The sequence below is a fragment of the Caulobacter sp. Root343 genome (genome assembly GCF_001425745.1).
Taxonomy (GTDB): Bacteria; Pseudomonadota; Alphaproteobacteria; order Caulobacterales; family Caulobacteraceae; genus Caulobacter.
Genome location: NZ_LMDF01000006.1, coordinates 1,110,309 through 1,134,861 on the forward strand (window position 1 = coordinate 1,110,309; position 24,553 = coordinate 1,134,861).

General features: G+C 68.0%; 27 protein-coding genes, 2 tRNA genes and 1 pseudogene. 19 read left to right on the forward strand and 11 right to left on the reverse strand.

The annotated features are described in order from the left end of the window. Positions 1 to 12: 12 nt before the first annotated feature. Entirely contained in the window at positions 13 to 465 is a 453-nt protein-coding gene (locus ASC70_RS12590; RefSeq protein ID WP_056050486.1) for a hypothetical protein, read from the forward strand. After that, positions 458 to 664, forward strand: coding sequence for a helix-turn-helix transcriptional regulator (locus ASC70_RS12595; RefSeq protein ID WP_047404541.1), 207 nt, complete (start codon positions 458 to 460; stop codon positions 662 to 664). The genes ASC70_RS12590 and ASC70_RS12595 overlap by 8 nt, the downstream gene beginning before the upstream one ends. A 24-nt stretch (positions 665 to 688) precedes the next feature. Here ASC70_RS12595 and ASC70_RS12600 read toward each other — a convergent pair whose 3' ends face one another. The 3 genes from ASC70_RS12600 to ASC70_RS12605 form a co-directional block, all read right to left on the reverse strand. After that, complete coding sequence (locus ASC70_RS12600) at positions 689 to 949, reverse strand: hypothetical protein (RefSeq protein WP_156136701.1); 261 nt, start codon at positions 947 to 949, stop codon at positions 689 to 691. 10 nt (positions 950 to 959) lie between these two features. Further along, a complete protein-coding gene (locus ASC70_RS25295) occupies positions 960 to 1,109 on the reverse strand; it encodes a hypothetical protein (protein ID WP_164468815.1) in 150 nt (49 codons plus the stop codon). 142 nt (positions 1,110 to 1,251) lie between these two features. Then, entirely contained in the window at positions 1,252 to 2,454 is a 1,203-nt protein-coding gene (locus ASC70_RS12605; RefSeq protein ID WP_056050488.1) for a pyridoxal phosphate-dependent aminotransferase, read from the reverse strand. A gap of 275 nt (positions 2,455 to 2,729) precedes the next feature. Here ASC70_RS12605 and ASC70_RS12610 point away from each other — a divergent pair, with 275 nt between their 5' ends. After that, positions 2,730 to 3,320, forward strand: coding sequence for a carbohydrate binding domain-containing protein (locus ASC70_RS12610; RefSeq protein WP_056050490.1), 591 nt, complete (start codon positions 2,730 to 2,732; stop codon positions 3,318 to 3,320). Between the two features lie 3 nt (positions 3,321 to 3,323). Here ASC70_RS12610 and ASC70_RS12615 read toward each other — a convergent pair whose 3' ends face one another. Together ASC70_RS12615 and ASC70_RS12620 are read right to left on the reverse strand one after the other, a co-directional pair. Next, positions 3,324 to 3,866, reverse strand: coding sequence for an NADPH-dependent FMN reductase (locus tag ASC70_RS12615; RefSeq protein WP_056050492.1), 543 nt, complete (start codon positions 3,864 to 3,866; stop codon positions 3,324 to 3,326). Between the two features lie 10 nt (positions 3,867 to 3,876). Next, positions 3,877 to 4,539: a ParA family protein gene (locus tag ASC70_RS12620; protein ID WP_047404551.1), complete on the reverse strand. Its 663-nt coding sequence runs from the start codon at positions 4,537 to 4,539 to the stop codon at positions 3,877 to 3,879. Positions 4,540 to 4,767: 228 nt separating this feature from the next. Here ASC70_RS12620 and ASC70_RS12625 point away from each other — a divergent pair, with 228 nt between their 5' ends. The 10 genes from ASC70_RS12625 to rodA all read left to right on the forward strand — a co-directional run bounded on the left by ASC70_RS12625 (position 4,768) and on the right by rodA (position 15,253). Continuing rightward, positions 4,768 to 5,487, forward strand: a complete 720-nt coding sequence (locus tag ASC70_RS12625; RefSeq protein WP_047404552.1) for a TVP38/TMEM64 family protein — start codon at positions 4,768 to 4,770, stop codon at positions 5,485 to 5,487. A 181-nt stretch (positions 5,488 to 5,668) separates the two neighbouring features. Further along, on the forward strand, positions 5,669 to 5,725 hold the full coding sequence (locus tag ASC70_RS24980) for a hypothetical protein (protein WP_156136705.1): 57 nt from the start codon (positions 5,669 to 5,671) through the stop codon (positions 5,723 to 5,725). Between the two features lie 84 nt (positions 5,726 to 5,809). Further along, positions 5,810 to 7,399 carry a 2-isopropylmalate synthase gene (locus ASC70_RS12630; protein WP_047404553.1) on the forward strand — a complete coding sequence of 530 codons (1,590 nt, stop codon included), beginning with the start codon at positions 5,810 to 5,812 and terminating at the stop codon, positions 7,397 to 7,399. Between the two features lie 160 nt (positions 7,400 to 7,559). Beyond that, the gene (locus ASC70_RS12635; protein ID WP_056050494.1) at positions 7,560 to 8,138 is read left to right on the forward strand and encodes an O-methyltransferase; all 579 of its coding nucleotides are present in this window, start codon (positions 7,560 to 7,562) and stop codon (positions 8,136 to 8,138) included. Between the two features lie 4 nt (positions 8,139 to 8,142). Then, positions 8,143 to 9,021 carry a DMT family transporter gene (locus ASC70_RS12640; protein ID WP_056050497.1) on the forward strand — a complete coding sequence of 293 codons (879 nt, stop codon included), beginning with the start codon at positions 8,143 to 8,145 and terminating at the stop codon, positions 9,019 to 9,021. 365 nt (positions 9,022 to 9,386) lie between these two features. Continuing rightward, on the forward strand, positions 9,387 to 10,430 hold the full coding sequence (locus ASC70_RS12645) for a rod shape-determining protein (protein WP_004623009.1): 1,044 nt from the start codon (positions 9,387 to 9,389) through the stop codon (positions 10,428 to 10,430). 48 nt (positions 10,431 to 10,478) lie between these two features. Next, positions 10,479 to 11,555 (forward strand): rod shape-determining protein MreC, encoded by a 1,077-nt coding sequence (mreC, locus tag ASC70_RS12650; protein WP_056050498.1) that lies wholly within the window; start codon positions 10,479 to 10,481, stop codon positions 11,553 to 11,555. Next, positions 11,552 to 12,067, forward strand: a complete 516-nt coding sequence (locus tag ASC70_RS12655; RefSeq protein ID WP_047404595.1) for a hypothetical protein — start codon at positions 11,552 to 11,554, stop codon at positions 12,065 to 12,067. The genes mreC and ASC70_RS12655 overlap by 4 nt, the downstream gene beginning before the upstream one ends. Before the next feature lie 4 nt (positions 12,068 to 12,071). Continuing rightward, a complete protein-coding gene (mrdA, locus tag ASC70_RS12660) occupies positions 12,072 to 14,099 on the forward strand; it encodes a penicillin-binding protein 2 (RefSeq protein WP_056050500.1) in 2,028 nt (675 codons plus the stop codon). Then, a complete protein-coding gene (gene rodA / locus ASC70_RS12665) occupies positions 14,096 to 15,253 on the forward strand; it encodes a rod shape-determining protein RodA (protein WP_047404599.1) in 1,158 nt (385 codons plus the stop codon). The genes mrdA and rodA overlap by 4 nt, the downstream gene beginning before the upstream one ends. Before the next feature lie 13 nt (positions 15,254 to 15,266). Here the strand turns inward: rodA and pip are convergent, their stop codons facing one another. Beyond that, the gene (pip, locus tag ASC70_RS12670) at positions 15,267 to 16,256 is read right to left on the reverse strand and encodes a prolyl aminopeptidase (protein WP_056050503.1); all 990 of its coding nucleotides are present in this window, start codon (positions 16,254 to 16,256) and stop codon (positions 15,267 to 15,269) included. 89 nt (positions 16,257 to 16,345) lie between these two features. On the opposite strand from pip, the gene ASC70_RS12675 reads away from it, so the two are divergent. Then, complete coding sequence (locus tag ASC70_RS12675; RefSeq protein WP_082009079.1) at positions 16,346 to 16,606, forward strand: low temperature requirement protein A; 261 nt, start codon at positions 16,346 to 16,348, stop codon at positions 16,604 to 16,606. On the opposite strand, the gene ASC70_RS12680 is transcribed toward ASC70_RS12675, so the two are convergent. Next, the gene (locus ASC70_RS12680) at positions 16,603 to 17,595 is read right to left on the reverse strand and encodes an alpha/beta fold hydrolase (RefSeq protein ID WP_056050505.1); all 993 of its coding nucleotides are present in this window, start codon (positions 17,593 to 17,595) and stop codon (positions 16,603 to 16,605) included. The genes ASC70_RS12675 and ASC70_RS12680 overlap by 4 nt on opposite strands. A gap of 113 nt (positions 17,596 to 17,708) precedes the next feature. Between ASC70_RS12680 and ASC70_RS12685 the strand changes: the two genes are divergently transcribed. Further along, the gene (locus ASC70_RS12685; protein ID WP_056050507.1) at positions 17,709 to 18,926 is read left to right on the forward strand and encodes a multidrug effflux MFS transporter; all 1,218 of its coding nucleotides are present in this window, start codon (positions 17,709 to 17,711) and stop codon (positions 18,924 to 18,926) included. Here the strand turns inward: ASC70_RS12685 and ASC70_RS12690 are convergent. The 4 genes from ASC70_RS12690 to rlmB all read right to left on the reverse strand — a co-directional run bounded on the left by ASC70_RS12690 (position 18,917) and on the right by rlmB (position 22,704). After that, a complete protein-coding gene (locus ASC70_RS12690; RefSeq protein ID WP_056050509.1) occupies positions 18,917 to 19,294 on the reverse strand; it encodes a DUF423 domain-containing protein in 378 nt (125 codons plus the stop codon). The genes ASC70_RS12685 and ASC70_RS12690 overlap by 10 nt on opposite strands. 11 nt (positions 19,295 to 19,305) lie before the next feature. After that, positions 19,306 to 20,046 carry a TerC family protein gene (locus tag ASC70_RS12695; protein WP_056050511.1) on the reverse strand — a complete coding sequence of 247 codons (741 nt, stop codon included), beginning with the start codon at positions 20,044 to 20,046 and terminating at the stop codon, positions 19,306 to 19,308. Positions 20,047 to 20,164: 118 nt separating this feature from the next. After that, entirely contained in the window at positions 20,165 to 21,703 is a 1,539-nt protein-coding gene (locus tag ASC70_RS12700; protein ID WP_304439098.1) for a stalk-specific protein X, read from the reverse strand. 164 nt (positions 21,704 to 21,867) lie between these two features. Then, on the reverse strand, positions 21,868 to 22,704 hold the full coding sequence (gene rlmB, locus ASC70_RS12705; protein WP_047404614.1) for a 23S rRNA (guanosine(2251)-2'-O)-methyltransferase RlmB: 837 nt from the start codon (positions 22,702 to 22,704) through the stop codon (positions 21,868 to 21,870). 172 nt (positions 22,705 to 22,876) lie between these two features. Here rlmB and ASC70_RS12710 point away from each other — a divergent pair. From ASC70_RS12710 to tuf, 4 genes and pseudogenes are all read left to right on the forward strand, one after another. Further along, positions 22,877 to 22,962, forward strand: a tRNA-Tyr gene (locus tag ASC70_RS12710). 95 nt (positions 22,963 to 23,057) lie between these two features. After that, a tRNA-Gly gene (locus tag ASC70_RS12715) sits at positions 23,058 to 23,131 on the forward strand. A gap of 52 nt (positions 23,132 to 23,183) precedes the next feature. Continuing rightward, positions 23,184 to 23,291, forward strand: a pseudogene (locus tag ASC70_RS24505) (GTP-binding protein); the annotation flags it as partial. Positions 23,292 to 23,381: 90 nt separating this feature from the next. Next, positions 23,382 to 24,553, forward strand: a 1,172-nt coding sequence (gene tuf, locus ASC70_RS12720; protein WP_056050515.1) for an elongation factor Tu, incomplete at its 3' end; no start/stop codon positions are given.

The following is a 24,553-nucleotide window of genomic DNA, read 5'->3' on the forward strand; positions in this document are numbered from 1 at the left end:
GGGGGAATCGCGATGAACGAACTCAATCGGGTCGAAAAGGCCGAGCGGCTGTCCAAGCGCCGGGCGCGGATCTTCGCGGTGCTGGCCGTGATGTTCCTGGCGCTGCAGGCCGTCTATCTGTCGAACGGCGCGCTGGTCGAAGCCTCGCGGATCAACCACGTCAAGATCGGGGCCTGGGCCGTGAACGCCTTGGTCCTGCTGGTGCTGCTGGCGACCGGCGGCAATCTGCTGCGCGGTCGCGACGTGCGCGGCCTGTTGGACGACGAGTCCACGCGGGCACATCGCCGGCTGTCGCTGGTCTGGGGCTTCTGGACGATGATGGCCGTCGCCTTCGGCCTCTACGCCTTGAGCTTGTTCGAGACGGTGACGACCCGCGAGGTCCTGCACGCGGTGATCACCTTCGGGGTGACCGTACCGTTGCTGGTGTTTTCCTATCTGGAGCGGCGCGCTTACCGGGATGCATGAACGGCTGAACAACCGCCTGCGCGAAGTCCGCACGGGGAAGGGGCTGACCCAGGCGGACCTGGCCGACCAGGCCGGGGTCTCGCGCAAGACCATCAACACCGTCGAGAACGGCGTCTTCGTGCCGTCCACGATCCTGGCGCTGACCCTGGCCAAGGTGCTGGGCGTCAGCGTCGAGGATCTGTTCCAACTGCCGGACTAGGCGCTCTCCTGGCGGAGAGTTCGATCACCGGCCGCCGCCGGTGATTTCCTTGATCATAGCCTGGACCGGGGCCTTGCCGCCGTTGTTCCAGACGACTTTCAAATGGGCCAGGGTGCGCTCGGCGGCGTCGTCGAACTTCCACTCGCAGTTTTCAAAGCGGCAGTTGTCGAAGGTCGGCGCTTCACCGCCGGCATAGATCAGCCGACAGCCGCGGAATTCGCAGCCCGAGAAGTGCTCGCCGTCCAGCGAGACAGTCTCGTGGTTATACATTGTCGAATGGGTCACGCCGTATCTTTCAGTTGTCGTCTTGTTCCCGGGGAGGGAGCTCGTCCGACTGCGCGGCCTGCTTGGCCGCGGCTTTTTCGGCAGCCTTTTCGGCGGCTTTGCGCGCCTTCTGGCGTTCGCGTTCCTGGCGTTCGAAGGAGTAGTTGGGTGTGCGCGCCATGTCGGCGACCTCCGTTGGCCGCCTAGCGCGACAGTTTTCCTCAAGCGCGCTTCCGCCGCTTTCGGTTTCGACATTAAACGCATATGGCGCAGAGCGCGCCCCGCCGATCCGACCAAAAGCGAACCGGCGGGGCGATAGATGTCTACTTCACGTTGGCGCAGAAACGCTGGATGCGCTGGCAGGCGTCTTCCAGGACCTCGTTGCTGGTCGCGTAGCTGATGCGGAAGAACGGCGACAGGCCGAAGGCGGCGCCGTGCACGACCGCCACGCCCTCGGCTTCCAGCAGTTCGCCGGCGAAGTCCTCGTCGCTGGCGATGACCTTGCCCGACGGCGCGGTCTTGCCGATCAGGCCGGCGCACGACGGATAGACGTAAAAGGCGCCTTCCGGGGTCGGGCAGTGCAGGCCGGTGGCCTGGTTCAGCATCGACACGACGAGGTCGCGGCGTTCCTGGAACAGCTTGGCGTTCGGCTTGATGAAGTCCTGCGGGCCGTTCAGGGCCTCCAGCGCCGCCCACTGCGAGATCGAGCAGGGGTTGGACGTCGTCTGGCTGATCATCTTGCCCATGGCCTTGATCAGCGCTTCCGGGCCAGCGGCGTAGCCGATGCGCCAGCCCGTCATCGAATAGCCCTTCGAGACGCCGTTCATCGTCAGGGTGCGGTCATAGAGCTTGGGCTCGACCTGGGCGATGGTGGTGAATTCGAAGTCGTCGAACACCAGGTGCTCGTACATGTCGTCAGTCAGCACCCAGACTTGCGGGTGGCGCAGCAGCACATCGGCGATGGCCTGCAGCTCGGCGCGGGTATAGGCGCCGCCCGACGGGTTGGACGGGCTGTTGATGATCAGCCACTTGGTCTTGGGCGTGATCGCCGCTTCCAAGGCTTCCGGCGTGATCTTGAAACCGCTCTCGGCGGTGGTCTCGACCGACACCGGCGTGCCGCCCGCCAGCAGGGTCATGTCGGGATACGACACCCAGTACGGCGCGGGGATGATCACCTCGTCGCCGGGGTTCAGGGTGGCGACGAAGGCGTTGTAGATCACCGGCTTGCCGCCCGGGGCGACGTGGACTTGGCTCGGCTTGTAGTCCAGGCCGTTCTCGCGCTTGAACTTGGCGCAGATCGCGGCCTTCAGCTCGGGCATGCCGTCCGGGTCGGTATATTTGGTCTTGCCGGCCTTGATCGCCTCGATGGCGGCATTCTTGATATTGTCCGGCGTGTCGAAGTCAGGCTCGCCCGCGGAAAGGGCGATCACGTCCCGACCGGCGGCTTTCAGCGCGCGCGCCTTGGCGCTGATGGCGATGGTGGCCGACGGTGCGATGCGCCGCAGGGCGGCGGACTCGAGCGACATCTTGCAGGACTCCCCTGTGCTTGCATGGCCCTTCAAGCGGGCCGTTTCAGGATTGCGGCGGTCTTTACGCCCCCGTTCGCCGCGGCGCAACGCGAAGCGGGACGTTTCATCGACCACTTGGGACATTTCGGTGACGCTTGGCCGAGACGACCTTCTTGCGCCCGAGATGTCTCCAAGATACCGCTACCACCAGTAGGATCGATCGCGGGGAACGCCGGTCGACCTCGGGGGAAACGCGGACCGCCAAGACGGTCCCGAAGGGGAGGGAAACCACCATGAAGACGAAGATTCTCTACATCGCCTTGGCCATCGTGGCGCTGGCGTTGGGCGCGGCGTCGTCAGGCTTCGCCCGCCAGTCGGGCGACGGCGACATCCTGCAGAAGGCGATCAACAAGCCCTCGGCCAACTGGGCGATCTATGGCGCGGGCCAGAAGAGCGCAGCGGTCAAGGACAAGGCCATCGCCGGCGGCGGCGCCATGAAGGTCGAGGTCCAGGCGGCCAGCGACAAGCCGTGGGGCGTCGGCGCCTCGCAGCCCGTCGCGGGCAAGGTCACCAAGGGCGACGTGCTGCTGGTGGCGTTCTGGGCCAAGGCCGAGAGCGTCGATGGCGGGCCGGCAGCGGCCGACATCTCGGCGGTCCGCGTCCAACAGGCGGCCGCGCCCTATGACGCGGCGATGCAAGGCGGCCTCAAGGTCGAGGGCGAGTGGAAGATGTACACCGTGCCGGGCCGCGCCACGATCGACATCCCGGCCGGCGCGGGCAGCGTCTCGTTGCACCTGGGCGCGGCCAAGCAGACCGTGCTGCTGGGGCCGGTGTTCGTGCTGGACTTCGGGCCCGACTACGACCTGAAGAAGCTGGCGCAGTAGAGTTCAAGAAGCGCGCGCCTTCACGATCGCCGCGAAGCTGGCCAGGTGGCGCGCGATCGCCTGGCGCGTGCGCTCGTCGATTAGGGCGCCGTTTTCGAACTTGGTATGGGCCTGGCCCACCAGGATGTCGGAGAGCGGGGTCAGATCGCAGCCGGTTCGTTTCAGGTTCAGCCGCAAGGCGTCCTGCGAGCGGACCGTGCCGGTGATGCCCGGACTGGCGCCCAGGGCGCAGGCGAGCTTGCCGTCCAATGGGGCGGGCTTGCCGCGCGAGGCCCAGTCGATGGCGTTCTTCAGCACCGCCGTCAGGCCGCCATTATATTCCGGGCAGGCGATCAGCAGGCCGTCGGCCGCGACCACGGCGGCCTTCCAGGCGGCGACCGTCGCCGGATCGCCCTGGTCCTCGACGTCCTGGTTGAAGAACGGCAGGTCGCCCAGCCCGAAGACCTCGATCGTCATGTCCTCGGGCGCCAGTTCGCGGGCGGCGTGGAGTAGGGCGGTGTTGTACGAGGCGGCGCGCAGGCTGCCGGAGACGGCGAGAATCTTCATGCGCCGAGCCTTAGCCGGCGCGGGCGCGGATGTCCTCTTGGCTCAGCAGCATCGGGGCGATCAGGTCCCACAGGCGCGAAATTTCCTCGGCGGCGGCTGAACCCGGCTCCCACTCGCACACCGACCGACCATGGGCGAGCGACTGCTGGAAGGCGGTGCGGGCGCGCAGGCCGATCGGGGCCAGGGGCATGCCGGTGAAGCGCAGCGCCTCGGCGGCCTTCAGCACCGACGGCGGCTCGACGCCGTTGCGGCGCGACGGCGCCTGGCTCAGCACGATCACGCCCTTCTTGCCCAGGCGGCGGACGGCTTCGGCCGAGCGCACCACCGAGGCGATGTCCAGGAAGGTCGGGCGGCAGACCAGCACGCAGAGGTCGGCGCAGTTGATCGCCTGCAGGCCGTCGGCCTCGGGCGCGGCGGGGGTGTCGATGACCAGGGCGTCGTAGTCGCCGTGCTGGGCCTGGACCCGGGTCGAGAACAGCTTGCCGGCGTTGATCTCGGCCAGCACGGGACCGTCGCCGTTGCGGGCTCGCAGGGCGTCTGTCGCCGACCGTTGCGGATCGATGTCGGCCAGCATGGTCTTGAGGCCGGAGAGATGCGCGGTGATCGCCAGATTGACCGCGAGCGTCGTCTTGCCGGCGCCGCCCTTGCGGGAGATCACTGCCAGGGTCTTCACGATCCAACTCCTTACCGGGCCAAGGTTTTCGGCCCTTGCAGCCTGTGGATAAGTAACGCTGTCATGTGAAGCTTACGCAACCGAAATGTCGTGGCGGGCGAGTGTTAACGTCCCCGGATCGCGGTTCCGGCGCATCGGTCGGAAAAACGCCCGTTTCCTTTGCGCTCTCGGCGCGTGTCCGCCTAAAGCCTTGCTTGACCCTGGGCGACGCTTGCGCGAGGAGGGCCCGTGATCCGCCGCATACTCGATTTCGTGACCAATATGGACGCCCGCGCCTGGCGCACGGTGGCGGTCTCGTTCGTGCTGTTCGGCGGGGTGGGGCTGGTCTTCCTGTTCGGCGCCCAGCTGCTGGGCGTCAACGGCGAGACGGCGGTCGAGCACTGGCTGGGCGCGGCCAGCGGGCCCTGGGCCCTGCCGATGGCCGTGGCGGCCTTCGCGGTTATGGCCTTCCTGGGCGTGCCGCAGTTCGTGCTGATCGCCGCGGCGGTGGTGGCGTTCGGGCCCTGGGCCGGCTTCGCCTACAGCTGGATCGGCACCCTGGTCTCGTCGCTGGTCGGGTTCTGGCTGGGCCGGGCCTACGGCGCGCGGATCCTGCGCGACTTCGCCGGCGAGGGCGTCAACAAGTTCATGCGGATGATCGGCAAGAACGGCTTCATGGCCAGCCTGATCGTGCGCCTGGTGCCCTCGGCGCCGTTCATCGTCGTCAACATGGCCGCCGGCGTCACGCCGATGCGCCTGCGCGACTTCGCCGCCGGCACCGCCATCGGCATCGTGCCGAAGATCGCCCTGACCGCCTTCGCCGGCAATTCGATCGTCCAGGCGATGAAGGGCGGCGGCAAGCAGCACATCGTGATGATCGTGCTGGCGGTGGTGATCTGGCTAGGCATGGGGCTGCTCAGCCGCGCCTGGCTCAAGCGCCGGGAGACCGCGGAAGAAGCGGAGGGCTGAGGTCGAGTTCGCACCACACCGCCGGGCTGGCGGGATGGTTTGACGCCTTTCCAGCCGACTTCCCGATCGTAACACGCCCGAACCGAGCCTTTGCGCGGAAGAACGTTGCGTCAGCTGCGACGGATCGCGCGGCTGGCGCAAATTGCTTGCTCGATTCTGGGCCGATGTGTAGAAAGTCTGCATGACTGTCGCGCGCGTCCTGCTTTCGCTTCGGCTTATCAGCCCCTGGGCGCTCTAGGGGCCGCGCGTCGTCGTGGCCGGGCGCACAGGGGACATCTGACCCGCAGCCCGCACGCAGACACCCCATTCGACGAGTACTTCCATGACCCCCGTATCCCCGGCTACCTCGATTGGTAGCGCTTCCGACAAGCGCGATAACGTCGTTATTTTCGACACCACCATGCGCGACGGCGAGCAATCGCCCGGCGCGTCGATGTCGCTGGAAGAGAAGCTGGAACTGGCCAAGATCCTCGAGGAGATGGGGGTCGACATCATCGAGGCCGGCTTCCCGATCGCCTCGAACGGCGACTTCGAGGCCGTCCGCGAAGTGGCCAAGATCGTCAAGAACTCGACCATCGCCGGCCTGTGCCGCGCCCACCAGGTGGATATCGATAGGTGTGCGGAGGCCCTGAAGCCGACCCAGCGCGGCCGGATCCACGTGGTCATCGCCACCTCCGACCTGCACATGAAGCACAAGCTGCAGATGGAGCCCGACGCGGTGATCGACGTGATCGCCCGCTCGGTGACCCACGCCCGCAACCTGCGCGACGACGTCGAGTGGTCGGCCGAGGACGCCACCCGCAGCGACCGCCAGTTCCTGCGCCGCGCGGTCGAGACCGCCATCAAGGCCGGCGCCACGACGATCAACCTGCCGGACACCGTCGGCTACACCTATCCGTCGGAATACGCCGACCTGTTCAACTGGATGGTCAGCAACGTCGAGGGCGCCGACAAGGTGGTCTTCTCGACCCACTGCCACAACGACCTGGGCCTGGCCGTGGCCAACAGCCTGGCCGGCGTGCAGGGCGGGGCCCGCCAGATCGAGTGCGCCATCAACGGCCTGGGCGAGCGCGCCGGCAACGCCGCGCTGGAAGAGATCGTCATGGCCCTGAAGGTGCGCGGCGATCGCCTGCCGTACCGCACCGGCATCGACACCACCCACATCACCCGCGCCAGCCGCTACGTCTCGGCCATCACCGGCTTCCCGGTGCAGTACAACAAGGCCATCGTCGGCAAGAACGCCTTCGCGCACGAGAGCGGCATCCACCAGGACGGCATGCTCAAGAACCGCGAGACCTACGAGATCATGACGCCGGAGTCGGTGGGTCAGGCCCCGTCCAGCTTGGTCATGGGCAAGCACTCGGGCAGCCACGCCTTCCGCGCCAAGCTGAAGGACCTGGGCTACGAACTGGGCGAGAACGCGCTGAAGGAAGCCTTCGGCCGCTTCAAGGACCTGGCCGACCGCAAGAAGCACGTCTACGACGACGACATCATCGCCCTGGTCGACGACGCCCTGGCGCGCGGCTCGGAGAAGATCCGCGTCTCGCACCTGCGCGTGGTCGCCGGCACCGACGGCCAGTCGGCCGAACTGACCCTGGACGTCGACGGCGTCTCGAGCACGGCCGAGGCCACCGGCGACGGTCCCGTCGACGCGGTGTTCAACGCCATCCACAAGATCGTGCCGCACAGCGCCGCCCTGCGCCTGTTCCAGGTCCACGCGGTGACCGAGGGCACCGACGCCCAGGCCCAGGTCTCGGTGCGTCTGGAAGAGGACGGCCGCATCGCCACCGGCGCGGCCGCCGACACTGATACGCTTACGGCCTCGGCCAAGGCGTACGTCAACGCCCTCAACAATCTCTTCGCCCGCAAGGAGAAGAGCCGGCCCGAGGCGGCGATCGCCAGCGGCTTCTAGGCCTCGGTCCGGCTTCGGCCGGACTATCCATTCTCACTAATCGCGTCGCTCGGCGCTCACCCGCATCAGGTGAGGCCCGGCTCCGCGCGCCCGCGACCGCGTCCTGGCGAAGGACGTCGGGCGAGCGCGCGTGTCCGCTCGGCGGCGCAGGAGACAGCCCATGACCTTCGGCGACAACGCCCACGCCCCGCCCGCCGCCTGGGACGCGATCCAGGCGCGCACGGCCGCGCTCGGCTTCGACATGCCCTCCGAGGCCGGGACCGGGGCTCTGCTGCGCCTCCTGGCCGCCTCCAAGCCCGGCGGGCGGATGCTGGAGCTGGGAACCGGCACCGGCCTGGCCACGGCCTGGCTGCTGCACGGCCTGGACGCCTCGGCCCGCCTGACCAGCGTCGACATCGATCCTGTCGTCCAGGATGTGGCGCGCGAGCACCTGAAGGACGAGCGCCTGCGCTTCGTGCTGGCCGACGGGCTGGACTATGTTCGCGCCCAGCCTCCGGGATCGTTCGACCTGATCTTCGCCGACGCCTGGCCGGGCAAGTACGAGGGTCTCGACGAAACCCTGGCTTTGCTGCGGCGGGGAGGGCTGTACGTGGTCGACGACATGCTGCCCCAGTCCAACTGGCCGGAAGGCCACCCAGCGCGGGTCGATGTGCTGGTCGAGCGCCTGGCGTCCGATCCCGATCTGACGGTGGCGAACCTGGCCTGGGCCTCGGGCCTGATCATCGCGGCGAGGCGGTAGGGGCATGATCTGGATTCCGATCACCGTCGCCGCCACCGTCTTCCAGGTCGCGCGCAACGCAGCTCAGCGCTCGGTCATGGGCGGGGCCGGCCCTTGGGGCGCGACCCTGGTCCGCTTTCTGTTCGGCCTGCCGTTCGCGGCCGTCTTCGCCTTGATCGCGGTGCTGCTGACGCCGGGCCTGGACTTCCACCCACACGCCAAGTTCTGGATCGCCTGCGTTGCGGGCGCGATGTTCCAGATCGGGGCGACGGCGGCGATGCTGACGGCCATGCACCGCTCGTCCTTCGCCCTGGGCACGGCGCTGCAGCAGAGCGGCCTGCCGTTCGCCCTGGTCTTCGGCGCCCTGGTTTTCGGGGACCACGTCGGGCCGGTCGCCTGGGCCGGCGGGTTGGTGGCCACGGCCGGGCTCGCGGCGCTGTCGTGGCCGCGCGGCGAGATCGAGATCCGGCGCGGCGCGGTGCTGGCGGGTTTGGCGTCGGGCGCGGCGTTCGCCCTCTGCGCCAACTGTTTCCGGCAAGCGGCCCTGACCTTGGATCCCGGCCACCCGCCAGCCGCGGCCTTCACGACCGTGCTGGTGGTCCAGGCCATCCAGACCGTCGGCCTCACCAGCTATCTGGCCTGGCGCAATCCCGACTCCCTGAAGGCGGTGATCGCCGCCTGGCGTCAGTCACTGGGAGCCGGATTCTGCGGCGCGGCGGCCTCGGGCCTGTGGTTCACGGCCATGGCCCTGTCGCCGGTGGGGCCGGTGAGGGCGGTCGGGGTGGTCGAAATGCCGGTCGCCGCCCTGGCCGGACGCCGTCTGTTCAAGGAGCGTCTGTCGGTCACGCAGATGGTCGCCGGCGCGATAACGGCGGTCGGCGTCGTCATGGCCGCGCTCGGCTAGATTTCGCCATGATCCAGTGGTTGACCGGCTTCACCGCAAAAGGCTTAGGACGGCCCGCTAATAGACCTTGAAATCAACGCTTTCGCAGGGCAAACGGGCGGGCGTCGGCGCATCATATGACGCTAGGACGACGGCGCGGCCAGGGGGCGGCGCTCCCGTCGAGCGACTGGACGCGCGGACCGGATCGAAATCCGCTAAATGCGGGAATCATGTTGTCCTCGCATTGAATTGAAGTAGGAGCCATTTCTTCTCCGCCGACCCCGTCCCCGGGACGGAAAAGGCTCCGCTTCTCCGATACGACCACTTCGATCTGCCTTCTTCGACCTGCCCGTTACGCCCCTCCTATCCCTCAGTCAGGGCTTTCAATGTTCTCTTCCCTCTTCGGCGTGATCTCGAACGACATCGCCATCGACCTCGGAACGGCCAACACCCTCATCTATATGAAGGGCAAGGGGATCGTTCTGAATGAACCGTCGGTGGTCGCCCTGCGCAACGTCGGCGGTCGCAAGATCGTCCACGCCGTGGGCATCGAGGCCAAGCAGATGCTGGGCCGCACGCCGGGCCACATGGAAGCCATCCGCCCGATGCGCGACGGCGTCATCGCCGACTTCGAAGTCGCCGAGGAGATGATCAAGTACTTCATCCGCAAGGTTCACAACCGCAAGGGCTTCGTGAACCCCAAGGTGATCGTGTGCGTGCCGTCGGGCGCCACCGCCGTGGAACGCCGCGCCATCAACGACAGCTGCCTGAACGCCTCGGCCCGCCGCGTTGGCCTGATCGACGAGCCGATGGCCGCCGCGATCGGCGCCGGCCTGCCCATCCACGAGCCGACCGGCTCGATGGTCGTCGATATCGGCGGCGGCACTACCGAGGTGGCCGTGCTGTCGCTGTCGGGCATCGTCTATTCGCGCTCGGTCCGCGTCGGCGGCGACAAGATGGACGAGGCGATCATCAGCTACATGCGTCGCCACCATAACCTGCTGATCGGCGAGACCACCGCCGAGCGCATCAAGAAGGAAATCGGCACCGCCCGCGCACCCGCCGACGGCGAAGGCCTGTCGATCGACGTCAAGGGCCGCGACCTGATGCAGGGCGTGCCGCGCGAAGTGCGCATCAGCGAAAAGCAGGCCGCCGACGCCCTGGCCGAACCGGTCGGGCAGATCGTCGAGGCCGTGAAGGTCGCCCTGGAAGCCACCCCGCCGGAACTGGCCAGCGACATCGCCGACAAGGGCATCATGCTGACCGGCGGCGGCGCGCTGCTGCGCGGCCTGGACGCCGAGATCCGCGACCACACCGGCCTGCCGGTCACCGTGGCCGACGATCCGCTGTCGTGCGTGGCCCTGGGCTGCGGCAAGGTGCTGGAGCACCCGAAGTGGATGAAGGGCGTCCTGGAATCGACCCTGGCCTAGTTCTAGAGTCCCTCTAGAGGCGCCGGGGGGCGCCAGGAGAAACAGTACGTGCCCTTTCGCGAAGGTCCCCTCGGCGACCTGAAAGTGCCGCTTACCTGGACGGCGGCGGTGGCCCTGATCGTGGCGGCCGTCATCGCCGTCGCCTTCCTGCTGGCCGATCGCCGCGAGACCCTCCAGGAGCAGGCCTATGGCGTCACCCGCCAGACGGTGGACACGGTGGCCAAGCCGGTCAGCGGCGCCATCGCCGCCCCGGGCCGCTGGACGGGCCTGGGCCTCGACTATGTCCGCAGCTACTTCTTCACTGCCTCGGAAAACCGCCGGCTGAAGACCGAGCTGGCCGAAATGCGCCAGTGGCGGGACCGCGCCCTGGCCCTGCAGGACACCAACGACCGCTACAAGTCGCTGCTGGGCCTGCGCACCGATCCGCCGATCCCGATGGCCTCGGCCCGGGTGGTCAGCGACAGCCGCGGCCCCTTCGCCAACACCCGCCTGGCCGACGCCGGTTCGGAGCGCGGCATCCAGGTCGGCAATCCGGTCCTGAACGAGCGTGGCCTGGTGGGCCGCATCGTTGGCGTCGCCCAGGGCGCCAGCCGCGTGCTGCTGCTGACCGACATCGCTTCGCGCACGCCGGTGATGATCGACCGCACCAACGCCCGGGCCATCCTGACCGGCGACGGCGGTCCCAATCCCAAGCTCGAATATCTGCGCGGCGTCGATCCGATCCAGCAGGGCGACCGGGTGGTGACCTCCGGCGACGGCGGCGTGGTGCCGCGCGGCCTGCCGGTGGGCGCGGCCGTGAAGGGCTTGGATGGCCGCTGGCGCGTGGTGCTGTTCGCCGACCAGGCCGCGATCGACTACGTCCGCATCCTGCTGTTCAAGGACTTCGCCCAGCTGGCCGACCAGAAGCAGCTGGAAGCCAAGACCCTGCCGCCGGTGACGACCGAGGACCCGCAGACCTCGATCCTGTCGGCCCCGCCGCCGCCGGCGACCCCGCCAGCGACGCCCCCGGCGGCCACCGCCACGGCGCCGGCCGCCGGAACGGCTCAGCCCAAGCCGCCGGCCGCCAAGCCCGCCGCGCCGAAGCCCGCGACCGCGACGCCCGCCCCGACGGGAGCGCCACGATGAGCATGAGCGGCGCGCGGCCTCTGAATCCCGGTCGCTGGCTGGGCGTGCCCATGCTGCTGACCATCGGGGCGACCATCCTGTTCGCCGCGCCGATCCGCATCTGGGGCCTGCAGTTGCCCGAGCCGGTGTTCGCCATGGTCCCGGCCTTCGCCTGGGCGATGATCCGCCCCTCGATCCTGGCCCCGTTCGCGATCCTGATCCTGGGCCTGTTCCTCGACATCTTCTGGGGCGGGCCGACGGGCCTGTGGGGCCTGTCGCTGCTGGTCGCCTACGCCATGGTGCTGGTCCTGCGGAACATGATGACCGGCCAGAGCCGCCCGATGATGTGGGCCTGGTTCGCCGGCGTCACGGCGGTGGCCATGACCGGCGGCTTCCTGTTCACCATGCTCGACAGTTTGGCCATGCCCAGCCTGCTGGCGGTGTTCTGGCAGTTCCTGGTCACCGCGCTGCTGTTCCCGTTCGCCCACCGCCTGGTCGATCGCTTCGAGGACGCCGACGTGCGGTTCCGGTGAGGCCATGAGCGAACCGTCCATCTTCTTTTTCGAAGTCAACGAGCGTCAGGGGGTCTTCCACCGGCGCGCGTTCCTGCTGGGCGGTCTGACGGGCGCGGGCCTGCTGGCCCTGGGCGGCCGCCTGGCCCAGCTGCAGCTGGTCGAGGCCCAGCGCTACCAGAAGCTTTCGGCCGGCAACCAGTTCAACTACCGCCTGGTGCCGCCGCCGCGCGGCCTGATCCTGGACCGCAACGGCGTGTCCCTGGCGTCGAACCGGCCCAACTTCCGGCTGATGATCAACAAGGACAAGGGGTTGGACGCCGAGGCCGTCATGGACGACCTGGCCAAGCTGGTCCCGATCGAGGGCAGCCGCCGAGCCCGCGTGCTCAAGGAACTGGAGCGCGCCCCGCGCAAGGCCCCGGTCGTGGTGATGGAGGACCTCTCCTGGGAGGAGTTCTCGCGCGTCAACATCCGCGCCCCGGAACTGCCCAACGTCACCGCCGACATGGGCGAGGTGCGGGTCTATCCGTTCGGCGGCGCCTTCGCCCACGTGATCGGCTATGTGGCGAAGGCCAGCGACCGCGACCTGACGGCGGCCAAGGACGACACGACGCAAGACCAGGAACTGTTGCACCATCCCGGTTTCCGGATCGGCAAGCAGGGCGTCGAGAAGGCCTTCGACAAGGACCTGCGGGGCCACGCCGGCGCCACCAAGGCCGAGGTCGACGCCCAGGGACGCGTCGTTCGCCTAGACCCGGCCGGCGACATCCCGCCGACACCGGGCAAGGCCATCCGGCTGACCCTCGACGCCGACATCCAGAACCGCGCCCTGGAGGTGATGGGCGAGGAAAGTGGCGCGATCGTCGTGATGGACGTCCGCAACGGCGACCTGCTGGCCATGGTCTCGGCGCCCAGCTTCGACGCCAACCGCTTCGTGAAGGGGCTATCGGGGGCCGAATACAAGGCGCTGGCCGAGTACGAGCGCAAGCCCCTGCTCGACAAGTCACTGACCGGCAACTTCCCGCCCGGCTCGACCTTCAAGCCGACGGTCGGCCTGGCGGCCCTGACCGCCGGCGTCGACCCCGAAGTGCGCATCAACTGTCCGGGCAGTTGGTATTACGGCGGCCGCGTCTGGCGCTGCTGGGAGAAGGGCGGCCACGGGTCGCAGAACTTGCACGAGGCCATCAAGAACTCCTGCGACGTCTACTTCTACCAGACGTCGCTGAAGGTCGGCCCCGACGCCATCGCGACGGCGGCGCGGGCCATGGGATTCGGCCAGTTGTTCGACATCGGCATTCCTGGCCAGAAGAAGGGCAATGTCCCCGACCGGGCCTGGAAGAAGCGAGCGTTCAAGAAGAATCCGGCCAACCAGATCTGGTTTCCGGGCGAGACCCCCAGCTACGGCATCGGGCAGGGGGCCCTGACGGTCAACGCCCTGCAGCTGGCGGTGATGACGGCGCGCCTGGCCAACGGCAAGAAGGCCCTGAACCCTCGCCTGATCAAGTCGGTCGGCGGGGTCGAGCAGCCCAGCGGCGCGGCCGTGCCCGACCTGCCGTTCTCGCAGGAGCACCTGGAATATGTCCGGGGCGGCATGGCCGCCGTGGCCAACGACGTGCGCGGCACGGCCTATCGCCAGAGCCAGCTGGGCCTCGGCGACGTACAGATGGCGGGCAAGACCGGTACGGCCCAGGTGCGCAGCTACGACGGGGTCGCCAATCGGAAGGGCGCCGGAACCATTTGGCGCCTCAAGGACCACAACCTGTTCGTGGCCTTTGCGCCTTATGACGACCCGCGCTACGCGGTTGCGGTCATCATCGAGCACGGCGGCATGGGCGGGGCCACGGCCGGCGCGCCGCGCGCGCGCGAAGTGATGCGCGTGGCTCTGTTGAAGGATCCCGAGATCCGCGCCCGTATCGAACGCCCCGCGCCTCTGCCCGAGGTCGCCCCGGAAGACCTCATGGAAGGCGCCGCGCCGGAGGATCCGGTCGAGACGCCGCCGCCCGCGCCGGGCGCTTCTCCTTCGCCCACCACTCCACAGGGAGGCCCCCAATGACCCTGAGCGGCGGCTTGACCCGACCGGGCGAACGCGACCGGCCGATCATCAAGTTCATGGAGGTCGACTGGACCTTCTGCCTGGTGCTGGCGATGATCGCCGGCGTCGGCGGCCTGATGCTGTTCTCGATCGCCGGGGCCTCGTGGGAGCCCTGGGCCGACAAGCACCTGCTGCGGTTCGGCGTCTATTTCATCATCATGATCGCCTTGGCCATGTGCGACCTGCGCTGGTGGTTCGCGGCGGCCTATCCGATCTACATCATAGGCCTATTGCTGCTGGTCGCGGTGGACCTGGTCGGCGACGTCTCGCTGGGGGCCCAACGCTGGCTGCAGCTGGGGCCGGTGCGTTTCCAGCCGTCCGAGGTGATGAAGATCGGCCTCGTGCTGGCCCTGGCGCGCTACTATCACGGCCTGTCGTCGGACAGCGCCCGGTTCTCGTGGCGCCTGCTAATCCCGGCCGCCATGATCGTGGTGCCGTTTCTGCTGGTCGCCAAGCAGCCGGACCTGGGCACCGGCATCCTGATCGTCGCCACCGGCGGCGCGATCATGATGCTGGCGGGCCTGGACTGGCGGGTGATCGCGGCCGGCGCGGCCGCCGCCGCCGTGGCCATTCCGCCCTTCATCATGTTCGGGCTGCACGACTACCAGCGCAACCGGATCCTGACCTTCCTGAACCCGGAGCAGGACCCGTCCGGCGACGGCTATCACATCCTGCAGTCCAAGATCGCCCTGGGCTCGGGCGGTCTGCTGGGCAAGGGTTTCGGCCTCGGCTCGCAAAGCCAGCTGAACTTCCTGCCCGAGAAGCAGACCGACTTCATCTTCGCCACTCTGGCCGAGGAGTTCGGCTTCGTCGGCTGTTTCGGGGTGCTGTTCCTGTACGGGGCGATCATCTTCATGGCCCTGCGCATCGCCTCGATCAGCCACAGCCACTTCGGACGCCTGGCGGCGGCCGGGGTCACGGCGACCTTCTCGCTGTATGTGCTGATCAACGGGGCCATGGTCATGGGCCTGGCCCCCGTGGTGGGGGTGCCGATGCCGATGCTGTCGTATGGCGGCACCGTCATGCTGACGGTGATGGTCGGCTTCGGCCTGGTCCAGGCCGTCCGCGTGCACCGCTATACGGAAGTGACCAGCGGCAAGGGCTCGCTGATGTAGGCGTGGCGCTGGTTTACGAAACCAGCGCCGCCTCGGTCGCCCGCACCAGTCCGTCGATGACACCGGGCTCGGTCGAGGCGTGGCCGGCGTCCCAGATGATGTCGAAGCGAGCCTCGGGCCAGGCCTTGTGCAGCTTCCAGGCGCTGTCCAGTGGCGTCACTACGTCGAAGCGGCCCTGGACGATCCAGCCGGGGATATGCCGGATCTTGTCGATGTTGTTCAGGATCCAGCCGTCCTCGCCGAAGAAGCCCTTGTTGGTGAAGAAGTGGCACTCGATCCGCGCGAAGGCGATCGCGAAGTCCTCTTCGTTGAACTTGGGGGGACGGGCCTCGGGCCCGCGCAGCGAGATGGTGTCGCCCTCCCATTGGCTCCAGGCGGCGGCGGCTTCCAGCTGCACGCGGCGGTCAGGGGCCGTCAGCCGGCGATGGTAGGCGGTCATCAGGTCGCCGCGCTCGGCCGGCGGGATCGGCGCCAGGAACCGCTCCCAGGCGTCCGGAAACAGCATCGAGGCGCCTTCCTGGTAGAACCAGTGCAGCTCGCGATCGGTCAGCAGGAAGATGCCGCGCAGCACCAGGCCGTCGACCCGGTCGGGGTGCTTGATCGCGTAGGCCAGGGCCAGGGTCGAGCCCCACGAGCCGCCGAACACGGTCCATTTCTCGACACCCAGATGCACGCGCAGGCGCTCGATGTCCTCGATCAGGCTCCAGGTGGTGTTGTCGTCCAGGCTGGCGTTCGGGCGTGAGCGGCCGCAGCCGCGCTGGTCGAACAGGGTCATGCGCCACTTGGCCGGGTCGAAGAAGCGCCGCATGGTCGGATTGACCGCGCCGCCCGGACCGCCGTGCAGGATCACGCAGGGCTTGCCCCGCGGATTGCCGCATTCCTCGTAATAGATCTCGTGCGGGCCGCCCGTCTGCAGCCAGCCGAACGAGAAGGGCTCGACCTCCCGGAAGAGGCCACGACGGCCGACGGAACCCATGGCGGCGGCGGAAGCGTTACGATCCATGAGACTGACCCTAACTTGGTTTGTATCCGCCTGTGAACGAAGGATTGAGGTGGGCTCGCGCCTTTCGCCCGGTTCTGTATGTTGCGCCCATGACTCAGCTAGCACCTGAAGACTATTCCGACGACGAACTGCTCGAGATGCTGAACCCGGCTCAGCTGGCCGAGCTTGACCGTCAGATTGGCGACATGTTCGGGGCCGAGGGCGTCGACCGGGCCGAAGCGCTGTTCGCCATGGCCAACGTCTATTCGCTGCGCGCAGCCGAGCGCGACGAGGTCTCGGCGCTCGCCATGCTGCAGCTGGCGGCCGCCATGCGCCGCCGCGCCGAGATCATGATCGCGGCGCGGAACTAGAGCGGAAACCTCCGGTCCAGCCAGTCCAGCATCGCCGCGTTCACCTCGGCCGGCTTTTCCTGCTGGGTCCAGTGGCCGCTGCCTTCGATCAGCACGCGTTCCAGGTTCTCGATCTGGTCGGGCATGCGGTCGGCGAGCGAGGGCGGCAGCACCACGTCGTGTTCGGCCATCAGCATCAGGCACGGCACGCCGTCGATCCGGCGGGGCAGGGGCTCTGCCTTCTCCCAGTTGCGGGTGAAGTTGCGGTACCAGTTGATCCCGCCCGTGAAGCCGGTGCGCTGGAAGGACTCGACGAAGAAGGCGAGCTCTTCGGGACTGAGGAACTGCTGGGTGTCGGTCGCCGGATCAAAGCGCGCCAAGCCGTCCTGCAAGGCCAGGCTGCGCCGCTCGGCGGGACGCCCGGAGAAGGCCTCCACCGTGCCGCCAGGCAGGCGCATGAAGTAGCGCATCGTCCGCTCGACGTCGGCCGCCAGCTGGGCGTCGGCGACGCCGGGCTTCTGGAAGTGGACGATGTACATGTCGTCGCCGAACGCGGCGCGGAACATGGTGATCGGGTCCATCGGCAGGCGCGGCAGGAACGGGGTGTTGAGGCCGACGATCCCCGCCACGCGGTCGGGATACATCAGCGGCAGCTGCCAGACGACGATGCCGCCCCAGTCGTGACCGACGAAGATCCCCTTCGGCGCGCCCAGATGGTCGAGCAGGCCGACGAGGTCGCCGGTCAAGTGCTGCATGTCATAGGCTTCGACCGCCTCGGGACCGAGGGTCAGGCCATAGCCGCGCTGGTCCGGCGCGATCACCCAGCGGCCGGCGGCGGCCAGGGCGGCGATCTGGTGACGCCAGGAAAAGGCCAGTTCCGGGAAGCCGTGGCAGAGGATGATCGGTATGCCCTGGCGCGGTCCGGCCTCGTAATAGGCCATGCGGATCCCGTTGATGTCCGCGAACTTCGGTTCGGGTAGGGCGGGAGTCTCGGGATGCTTGACCGTCATGACCGCTCGTCCTCCGCATTCTTATGTGATTGCTGATCACCCTGGATCGGTCCACCCGCCCCGACAAGCGCCATTTGAGGTTTCCGTAAGGTCGAACCGGCGTAAAAGGTCCCATGATCGAAGCGCCACCGCCGCCCGCCGCCGTCCCTTGGCGTCTCGTCCTGCTGCTGGGCGCGCTGACGGCCTTCGGGCCGATGTCGATCGACATGTATCTGTCCAGTTTTCCGTCGATCGCCCGGACCTTGCACACCGGCCCCGAACAGACCCAGGCGACCCTGGCGGCTTTCTTCGCCGGCATGGCCATCGGCCAGATCGTCTACGGCCCGGCCTCTGACCGGTTCGGCCGCCGCCTGCCGCTGCTGGTCGGCATTGGCGTCTTCTTCGCCGCCTCGATGGTCTGCGCCCTGGCCCCGAACATCGAGACCCTGATCGCCGCGCGCTTCGTCCAGGCGCTAGGCGGCTGCGCGGGTCCGGTGATCGCCCGCGCCGTGGTCCGCGACCGTTTCAGCCATACCGACACCGCCCGGGTGCTGTCGCTGATGACCCTGATCATGGGCCTGGCCCCCGTCCTTGCCCCGCAGCTGGGTGGAGTGGTGCAGTACTTCGGCGGCTGGCGCGGCGTGTTCTGGACCCTGGTCGGCTTCGGCGCCTTGATCGGCCTGTGGGTCACGATCAGCCTCGCCGAGTCCCGCTCGCCCGAGACCGAGGCCCAGGCTCGCTCCGAGAATCCGCTGAGGGCCTATGTCGCCCTGTTCGGCATGCGCCGCCTGATGGGCTACGCGATCGCCGGGGCGCTGAACGGGGCGGTGCTGTTCACCTACATCTCGGGCGCGCCGGACCTGGTGATGGGGACCTATGGCCACTCGCCGCTGGTCTTCAACCTGATCTTCGCCTTCAACGCCGTCGGCATCATCGGGGCCAGTCAGGTCAACCGCCTGCTGCTGCGCCGGTCGCTGCCGGACCAGGTGCTGAGCAAGGCCAGCATCGCCTCGATCGTCGCGGCCTTCCTGCTGACCCTGGCGGCCTGGACCGGCTGGGGCGGTCAGTGGACGGTGCTGCCGTTGCTGTTCTGCGCCCTGTCGATCTACGGCCTGATGGGCGGCAACACCATGGCGGGGGCGCTGAGCGTCGATCCGCGCCGCGCCGGCTCGATCTCGGCCCTGATGGGCTCGGCCTCGTTCGGGGCGGGGGCTCTGGCGTCGTGGGCGGGCGGCCTGCTGCACGACGGGACGCCACGCCCGGTGGCGGCCGTGATGTTCGCCTGCCTGGTCGGCTCGGCCCTGGCGATCTTCTTCCTGGCCCTGCCGGGCGGGAAGAAGCTTCAGGCCTGAGGCAGCTTAAAGCCTCGCCAGGCCATCACGGCCCAGCCCGCCATGAACGACAGTCCGCCCAGCGGCGTGATCGCGCCCAGCAGGCGCGGCCCGCCCAGGGCCATGGCGTAGAGCGAGCCCGAGAACAGCGCGGTCCCGACCAGGAACAGGCCGGCGACCAGGCCCATGCTCTTGGCGTCCGCCCGGTGCAGGACCAGGGCGGCGAACACCGCCAGGGCGTGGACCATCTGGTACTGCGAGCCGGTGTGCAGCCATTCGATCGGCTTGGCCTGGGTCAGGCCATGGGCGGCGAAGGCCCCGAACGCCACGGCCAGAAGACCGCTGATCGCGGCAAGGCCTGTCCAGATCCTGGGAGTCCACGCCGTCATGCTGGAGCCGCCTATTTGTGCTTGTTGTGCCGGGCCAGCTCGTCCGGGCTGATGTCCAGCGGGCCTGGGGCGGCGGCGTTGTAGGCGGCGGTCTTGTTCAGGTCCATGACCACGCTGCGGTGGCCTTCCCAGATCATGTGGACGGCCACGTAGAGCACGATCGCCAGGCCGATGAAGCCGATCCAGCGGTGCTTGTGCAGCAGGTTGGCGATGGCGCTGGCGGCCAGGCCCATCAGGGCGATCGACAGCAGCAGGCCGAAGATCAGGATGCCCGGATGCTCGCGGGCCGCGCCGGCCACGGCCAGCACATTGTCCAGCGACATCGAGACGTCGGCGATCAGCACCTGGATGAAGGCGGCCTTGAACGACTTGGGCGCGCGGGCGCGCGGCTCGGTGTTCGGATCGCCGTCGACGCAGGCCACCGCGTCGGCCTGGTCGTGCGAGGCCTGCTCGCGCAGCTCGCGCCACATCTTCCAGCAGACCCACAGCAGCAGGAAGCCGCCGGCCAGCAGCAGGCCGATGACGCCCAGCAGCCAGGTGGTGATCAGGGCGAAGCTGATGCGCAGCACGACGGCGGCGGCCAGGCCGTACAGGATGACCTTCTTGCGGTCCTTGGGCGGCAGACCGCCGGCGGCCAGGCCCACGGCTACCGCGTTGTCGCCCGCTAGGACGAGGTCGATCATAAGGACTTGCAGAAGGGCCGTCAGCGGGCCTTGCAGGCCGCCCAGTTGGGCCGTCAGAGCGTCGAACATCCGTTCTCAATGCGGTGACGCGCGCGGCGATGCAAGGCGCAAAAGCAGGGCGGCCGCAAAAGAAAAGAGCTCCGAGTCTCTCGACCCGGAGCCCTGCTTTCCTGGCTGGAACCACTGCCTAGTGGACGGGCTCCGGCTCCTTGCTATGAGCGTCGTGACCGTGATCCGACGTCGCGAACGGGTTCACGTACGAGACGTGCTCGGCCGGGGCGTGCGGTTCGGGGTGAGCCTCGGCATGCAGGTCATGGCCGTGGCCCTGGTGATCGTCGTGAGCAGGCGCGTCGTGTGCATGCCCCTGATCACCATGGCCCTGGTCGTGGTCGGCCTTGTGGTTGTCATAGGCGTGCATGGCCGCCGCGCCCGCCGCCGCGCCGCCGGCGGCGGCGATGAACGGGTTCACATAGGAGACGTTGGCGCTCTCGGGCCGCTCGAACTCCATCTCGTTGCGGCCGTAGTCGGTCTGGGTGCGGTACTTGCGCTGGCGCTCGGCGCGGCGGCGAGAGGCCGCGGCGTTGCGTGAGACGCCGACCAGAATGATCAGGGCCAGCAGCACCAGGGCCGCGCCCAGGACGGTCTTGATCGGCGTGTCGCCGAGACCGGGCAGGGCGATCTTGCCGTTCAGCCCGCCCAGATCGAGATCGCCGAAGCCCTTCTTGATCTGTTCCGGCGCGGCGGCGACCCGCTTGCTGATCTCGCCCAGGGCGAAGCCTTGCGGCTGCTTGGCGCCGTTCAGCTCGACGCCGAACTGCGACTTCAGCTGGCCCTTGGCGTCGGGGCCCGGCTTGACCTGCCAGGCGAAGGTGGTCGGCTCGCCCGGCTTGACGACGGCCGTCTGGCGACCGTTCGGCGTGACCTCGTAGCCTTCGCCCTCCAGTTGGGCGTAGGCGCTGGTCTTCTTGGCGGCCTTGGTCAGGCCCAGCTTGGCGGCTTCCGTCTTGATCAGATCGCCCAAGGTGGCCGGCAGCGACAGGGTCACCTGGCCCGGCTGGTTCTTGGCCAGGCTTTCGCCGGCGGCCAGGACGGCTCCGTTGGTGGCTTCCGGCGCGACGGCGGCCTGCAGCTTCTCCAGCTTGGTGGCCGGCTTGCTGGCGACCGGAGGCGCGACCGGCTTGGCGGCGGCGACGACCGGCGGCTTGGTCAGCGGCGTGGTCGGCTTGATCGGCTGGGCGGCCTTCACCGGCGCGGGAGCCGGAGCGACCGTCTTCGGCGTCACCGGCTTGACGTTGGCGACCACGACCGGCTTGGCAACGGCATGAGGGGCGGCCGCCGCGTGATGGGTGACCGGCGGGTGATAGGTCGAGGTCGGGACCGTCGCGTAGACGCGGTGCGGCCTGGCCGTCGCGACACGATAGGCGCCCTTCGGGTTCGGGATCGGCCGCATGGCGGTGACCAGGGTGCCGTCCGGACGGCGCCAGGTCCTCAGATGCGAATTGCGCGCGGGCGGCGGCAGGGGGCGCGAGGTGACGCCGGCGTCGGCGCGAGCCCGGGCCGAGGTGTCGCCGACGGCGGCCGGGCCGCCCAGCAGGCCGTCCTGGGCTTGGCTGGCGCTCGGCGGCGGCGGTGCGCCCATCAGGTCCGGCGTGCTGGACTCGGCCTGATAGTCGCTGCGCGGCGGCGGCGCGTTCGCCTGGTCCCCGGCGCTGCAGCCGGCGAGCAACAAAACGCCAGCCGCTGAAGTCGCCAAGGCGGCCAAGCGTACATTACGTCCAAACATCGGGTCCCCCGATCCCATGTCAGATTCCTCCACGAAGCGAGGCTCGCGGACCATTGTTCGCGAGAGAAGCACGAGCTTGCGACGAAATCAAAACGGTTAAGAGAGATTCACGAACCGCTTTCTTCCTTCACGCGAACTTTCGAGGCTTCGTAGAGCGCGATCGCGGCGGCGGCGGAGACGTTCAGGCTCTCGAAACCGCCCGGCATGGGGATCTTTCCCAGGGCGTCGCAGTGCTCGGCGACGAGGCGGCGGACGCCTTCGCCTTCCGAACCCAGAACGAGGACCGTGGCCTGGTGGTCGAGCACGGCCTCCAGGCTTTCCTCCGCCTCGCCGGCCAGGGCCACGGCCCGCCAGCCCAGATCGGCCAGTTCCTCCAGCGCCCGGGAGAGATTGACCACGCGCGCGTGCGCGACCTTGTCGACCGCGCCGACGGCGGTCTTGGCCAGGACGCCCGACAACACCGGCGCGTGGCGATCCTGCAGGATGACGCCGGTGGCCCCGAACGCGGCGGCGGAGCGGAAGATGGCGCCGATGTTCTGCGGGTCGGTGATCTGGTCCAGCATGACCAGCAGTCCCTTGGCCGGGGTCCCGAGCTCGGCGATCGACAGGGCCTCGGGCTCATCGATCTTCAGGGCCAGGCCCTGGTGGACGGCGCCCTGCGGCAGTTGCTTGGCGATCTCCTGGCCTTCCATCACCTGCAGGCAGGCCAGGTTCTGGAGATTCGGCGCGAGTCGCTTGGCGCGGTCCGGGGTCGCCAGAAGGCGCTTCGGAGCGGGGCGCAGAGGGTTCGAAAGCGCCGCCTCTACGGCGTGAGTCCCCCAGATCCAGTCCTTAGCGTCGCCTTGGCCTCTCGAAAACTCGTTCGATTTCCGAGGCTTGGAACGAAAATCACGGCCCGGCGCAGAAGGACGTTTCCGGTCGTTGCGTTCGGAATGAGAGGACACTATAAGACGCGCTCCGATTTGGGGGCCCAAGGGTTTCTCGGGCCAGCCGGCGCTGCTCTTAGCACCGTCCGACACTGGCTTAGGAAGCTTTTGTTCCAGTTCGGCGTTCGGCGAATTGTCGTCGGCCGTCGAAAGGGATAGGCCGCTTTCATCGGAGCTCCGTCGCGCGCTTGGGGGAATGTCCCGAGTGGCAAAGGGGGGGGACTGTAAATCCCCTGGCGTACGCCTTCGCAGGTTCGAGTCCTGCTTCCCCCACCACGCGCGCGACGAGCTCCGGCGACAAGCGACGGCGTCCCAGAGCCGAAAGACCGGGAGCCGATCGCGACCCCGCTAGCCCCGTTTTGGGTGATTGGGCGGGTATAGCACAATGGTAGTGCAGCAGCCTTCCAAGCTGAGGATGCGGGTTCGATTCCCGCTACCCGCTCCAGCTCCCCGAGAGTTATTCCCAACAACCAGCCGCCGGCGCGAAGGTAGAGACGATGGCCAAGGAAAAGTTCGAACGTAACAAGCCGCACTGCAACATCGGCACCATTGGTCACGTTGACCATGGCAAGACGACGCTGACGGCCGCGATCAGGAGGGGGCTTTCACGAGCCCCCTCCGCACCACCCCAGAAGTTCAACCAATAAAAGGCCCCCCCGTTTTTCGTAGGGTTCTGGGGTCCTGGAGCTAAGAAGATGGCCAAGGAAAAGTTCGAACGTAACAAGCCGCACTGCAACATCGGCACCATTGGTCACGTTGACCATGGCAAGACGACGCTGACGGCCGCGATCACGATCACGCTGGCGAAGTCGGGCGGCGCGACCGCCAAGGCCTATGCCGACATCGACGCCGCGCCGGAAGAAAAGGCCCGCGGCATCACGATCAACACGGCTCACGTCGAGTATGAGACGGCCAACCGCCACTACGCGCACGTCGACTGCCCCGGCCACGCCGACTATGTGAAGAACATGATCACCGGCGCGGCCCAGATGGACGGCGCGATCCTGGTCGTGTCGGCCGCCGACGGCCCGATGCCGCAGACCCGTGAGCACATCCTGCTGGCCCGTCAGGTCGGCGTGCCGGCTCTGGTGGTGTTCATGAACAAGGTCGACATGGTCGACGACGAAGAGCTGCTCGAGCTGGTCGAGATGGAAGTGCGCGAGCTGCTTTCGTCCTACCAGTTCCCGGGCGACGACATTCCGATCACCAAGGGTTCGGCCCTGGCGGCGGTCGAAGGCCGTGACGCCAAGATCGGCGAAGAGTCGATCCTGGCGCTGATGGCCTCGGTCGACGCCTACATCCCGCAGCCGGAACGTCCGGTCGACCTGCCATTCCTGATGCCGGTCGAAGACGTGTTCTCGATCTCGGGCCGCGGCACCGTGGTCACCGGTCGCGTCGAGCGCGGCATCGTCAAGGTCGGCGAAGAAGTCGAAATCGTCGGCATCCGTCCGGTCCAGAAGACGACCTGCACGGGCGTCGAAATGTTCCGCAAGCTGCTGGACCAAGGTCAAGCGGGCGACAACGTCGGCGTGCTGCTGCGCGGCACCAAGCGTGAAGACGTCGAGCGCGGCCAAGTGCTGTGCAAGCCGGGTTCGATCACGCCGCACACCAAGTTCGTGGCCGAAGCCTACATCCTGACCAAGGAAGAAGGCGGCCGTCACACGCCGTTCTTCACCAACTACCGTCCGCAGTTCTACTTCCGCACCACCGACGTGACCGGGATCATCAAGCTGCGCGAAGGCGTGGAAATGATCATGCCGGGCGACAACGCCGAGCTGGACGTCGAGCTGATCACCCCGATCGCCATGGAAGAGAAGCTGCGCTTCGCCATCCGTGAAGGCGGCCGCACCGTCGGCGCCGGCGTCGT

Coding starts and splice junctions, on each gene's coding strand:
- ASC70_RS12615 (WP_056050492.1), bottom strand. CDS start 3,866: ATGAAGATTCTCGCCGTCTCCGGCAGCCTGCGCGCCGCCTCGTACAAC.
- ASC70_RS12645 (WP_004623009.1), top strand. CDS start 9,387: ATGTTCTCTTCCCTCTTCGGCGTGATCTCGAACGACATCGCCATCGAC.
- ASC70_RS12635 (WP_056050494.1), top strand. CDS start 7,560: ATGACCTTCGGCGACAACGCCCACGCCCCGCCCGCCGCCTGGGACGCG.
- ASC70_RS12640 (WP_056050497.1), top strand. CDS start 8,143: ATGATCTGGATTCCGATCACCGTCGCCGCCACCGTCTTCCAGGTCGCG.
- rodA (WP_047404599.1), top strand. CDS start 14,096: ATGACCCTGAGCGGCGGCTTGACCCGACCGGGCGAACGCGACCGGCCG.
- ASC70_RS12605 (WP_056050488.1), bottom strand. CDS start 2,454: ATGTCGCTCGAGTCCGCCGCCCTGCGGCGCATCGCACCGTCGGCCACC.
- ASC70_RS12595 (WP_047404541.1), top strand. CDS start 458: ATGCATGAACGGCTGAACAACCGCCTGCGCGAAGTCCGCACGGGGAAG.
- mrdA (WP_056050500.1), top strand. CDS start 12,072: ATGAGCGAACCGTCCATCTTCTTTTTCGAAGTCAACGAGCGTCAGGGG.
- ASC70_RS12685 (WP_056050507.1), top strand. CDS start 17,709: ATGATCGAAGCGCCACCGCCGCCCGCCGCCGTCCCTTGGCGTCTCGTC.
- pip (WP_056050503.1), bottom strand. CDS start 16,256: ATGGATCGTAACGCTTCCGCCGCCGCCATGGGTTCCGTCGGCCGTCGT.
- ASC70_RS12675 (WP_082009079.1), top strand. CDS start 16,346: ATGACTCAGCTAGCACCTGAAGACTATTCCGACGACGAACTGCTCGAG.
- ASC70_RS12655 (WP_047404595.1), top strand. CDS start 11,552: ATGAGCATGAGCGGCGCGCGGCCTCTGAATCCCGGTCGCTGGCTGGGC.
- ASC70_RS12590 (WP_056050486.1), top strand. CDS start 13: ATGAACGAACTCAATCGGGTCGAAAAGGCCGAGCGGCTGTCCAAGCGC.
- ASC70_RS12630 (WP_047404553.1), top strand. CDS start 5,810: ATGACCCCCGTATCCCCGGCTACCTCGATTGGTAGCGCTTCCGACAAG.
- ASC70_RS12690 (WP_056050509.1), bottom strand. CDS start 19,294: ATGACGGCGTGGACTCCCAGGATCTGGACAGGCCTTGCCGCGATCAGC.
- ASC70_RS25295 (WP_164468815.1), bottom strand. CDS start 1,109: ATGGCGCGCACACCCAACTACTCCTTCGAACGCCAGGAACGCGAACGC.
- ASC70_RS12610 (WP_056050490.1), top strand. CDS start 2,730: ATGAAGACGAAGATTCTCTACATCGCCTTGGCCATCGTGGCGCTGGCG.
- ASC70_RS12680 (WP_056050505.1), bottom strand. CDS start 17,595: ATGACGGTCAAGCATCCCGAGACTCCCGCCCTACCCGAACCGAAGTTC.
- ASC70_RS12695 (WP_056050511.1), bottom strand. CDS start 20,046: ATGTTCGACGCTCTGACGGCCCAACTGGGCGGCCTGCAAGGCCCGCTG.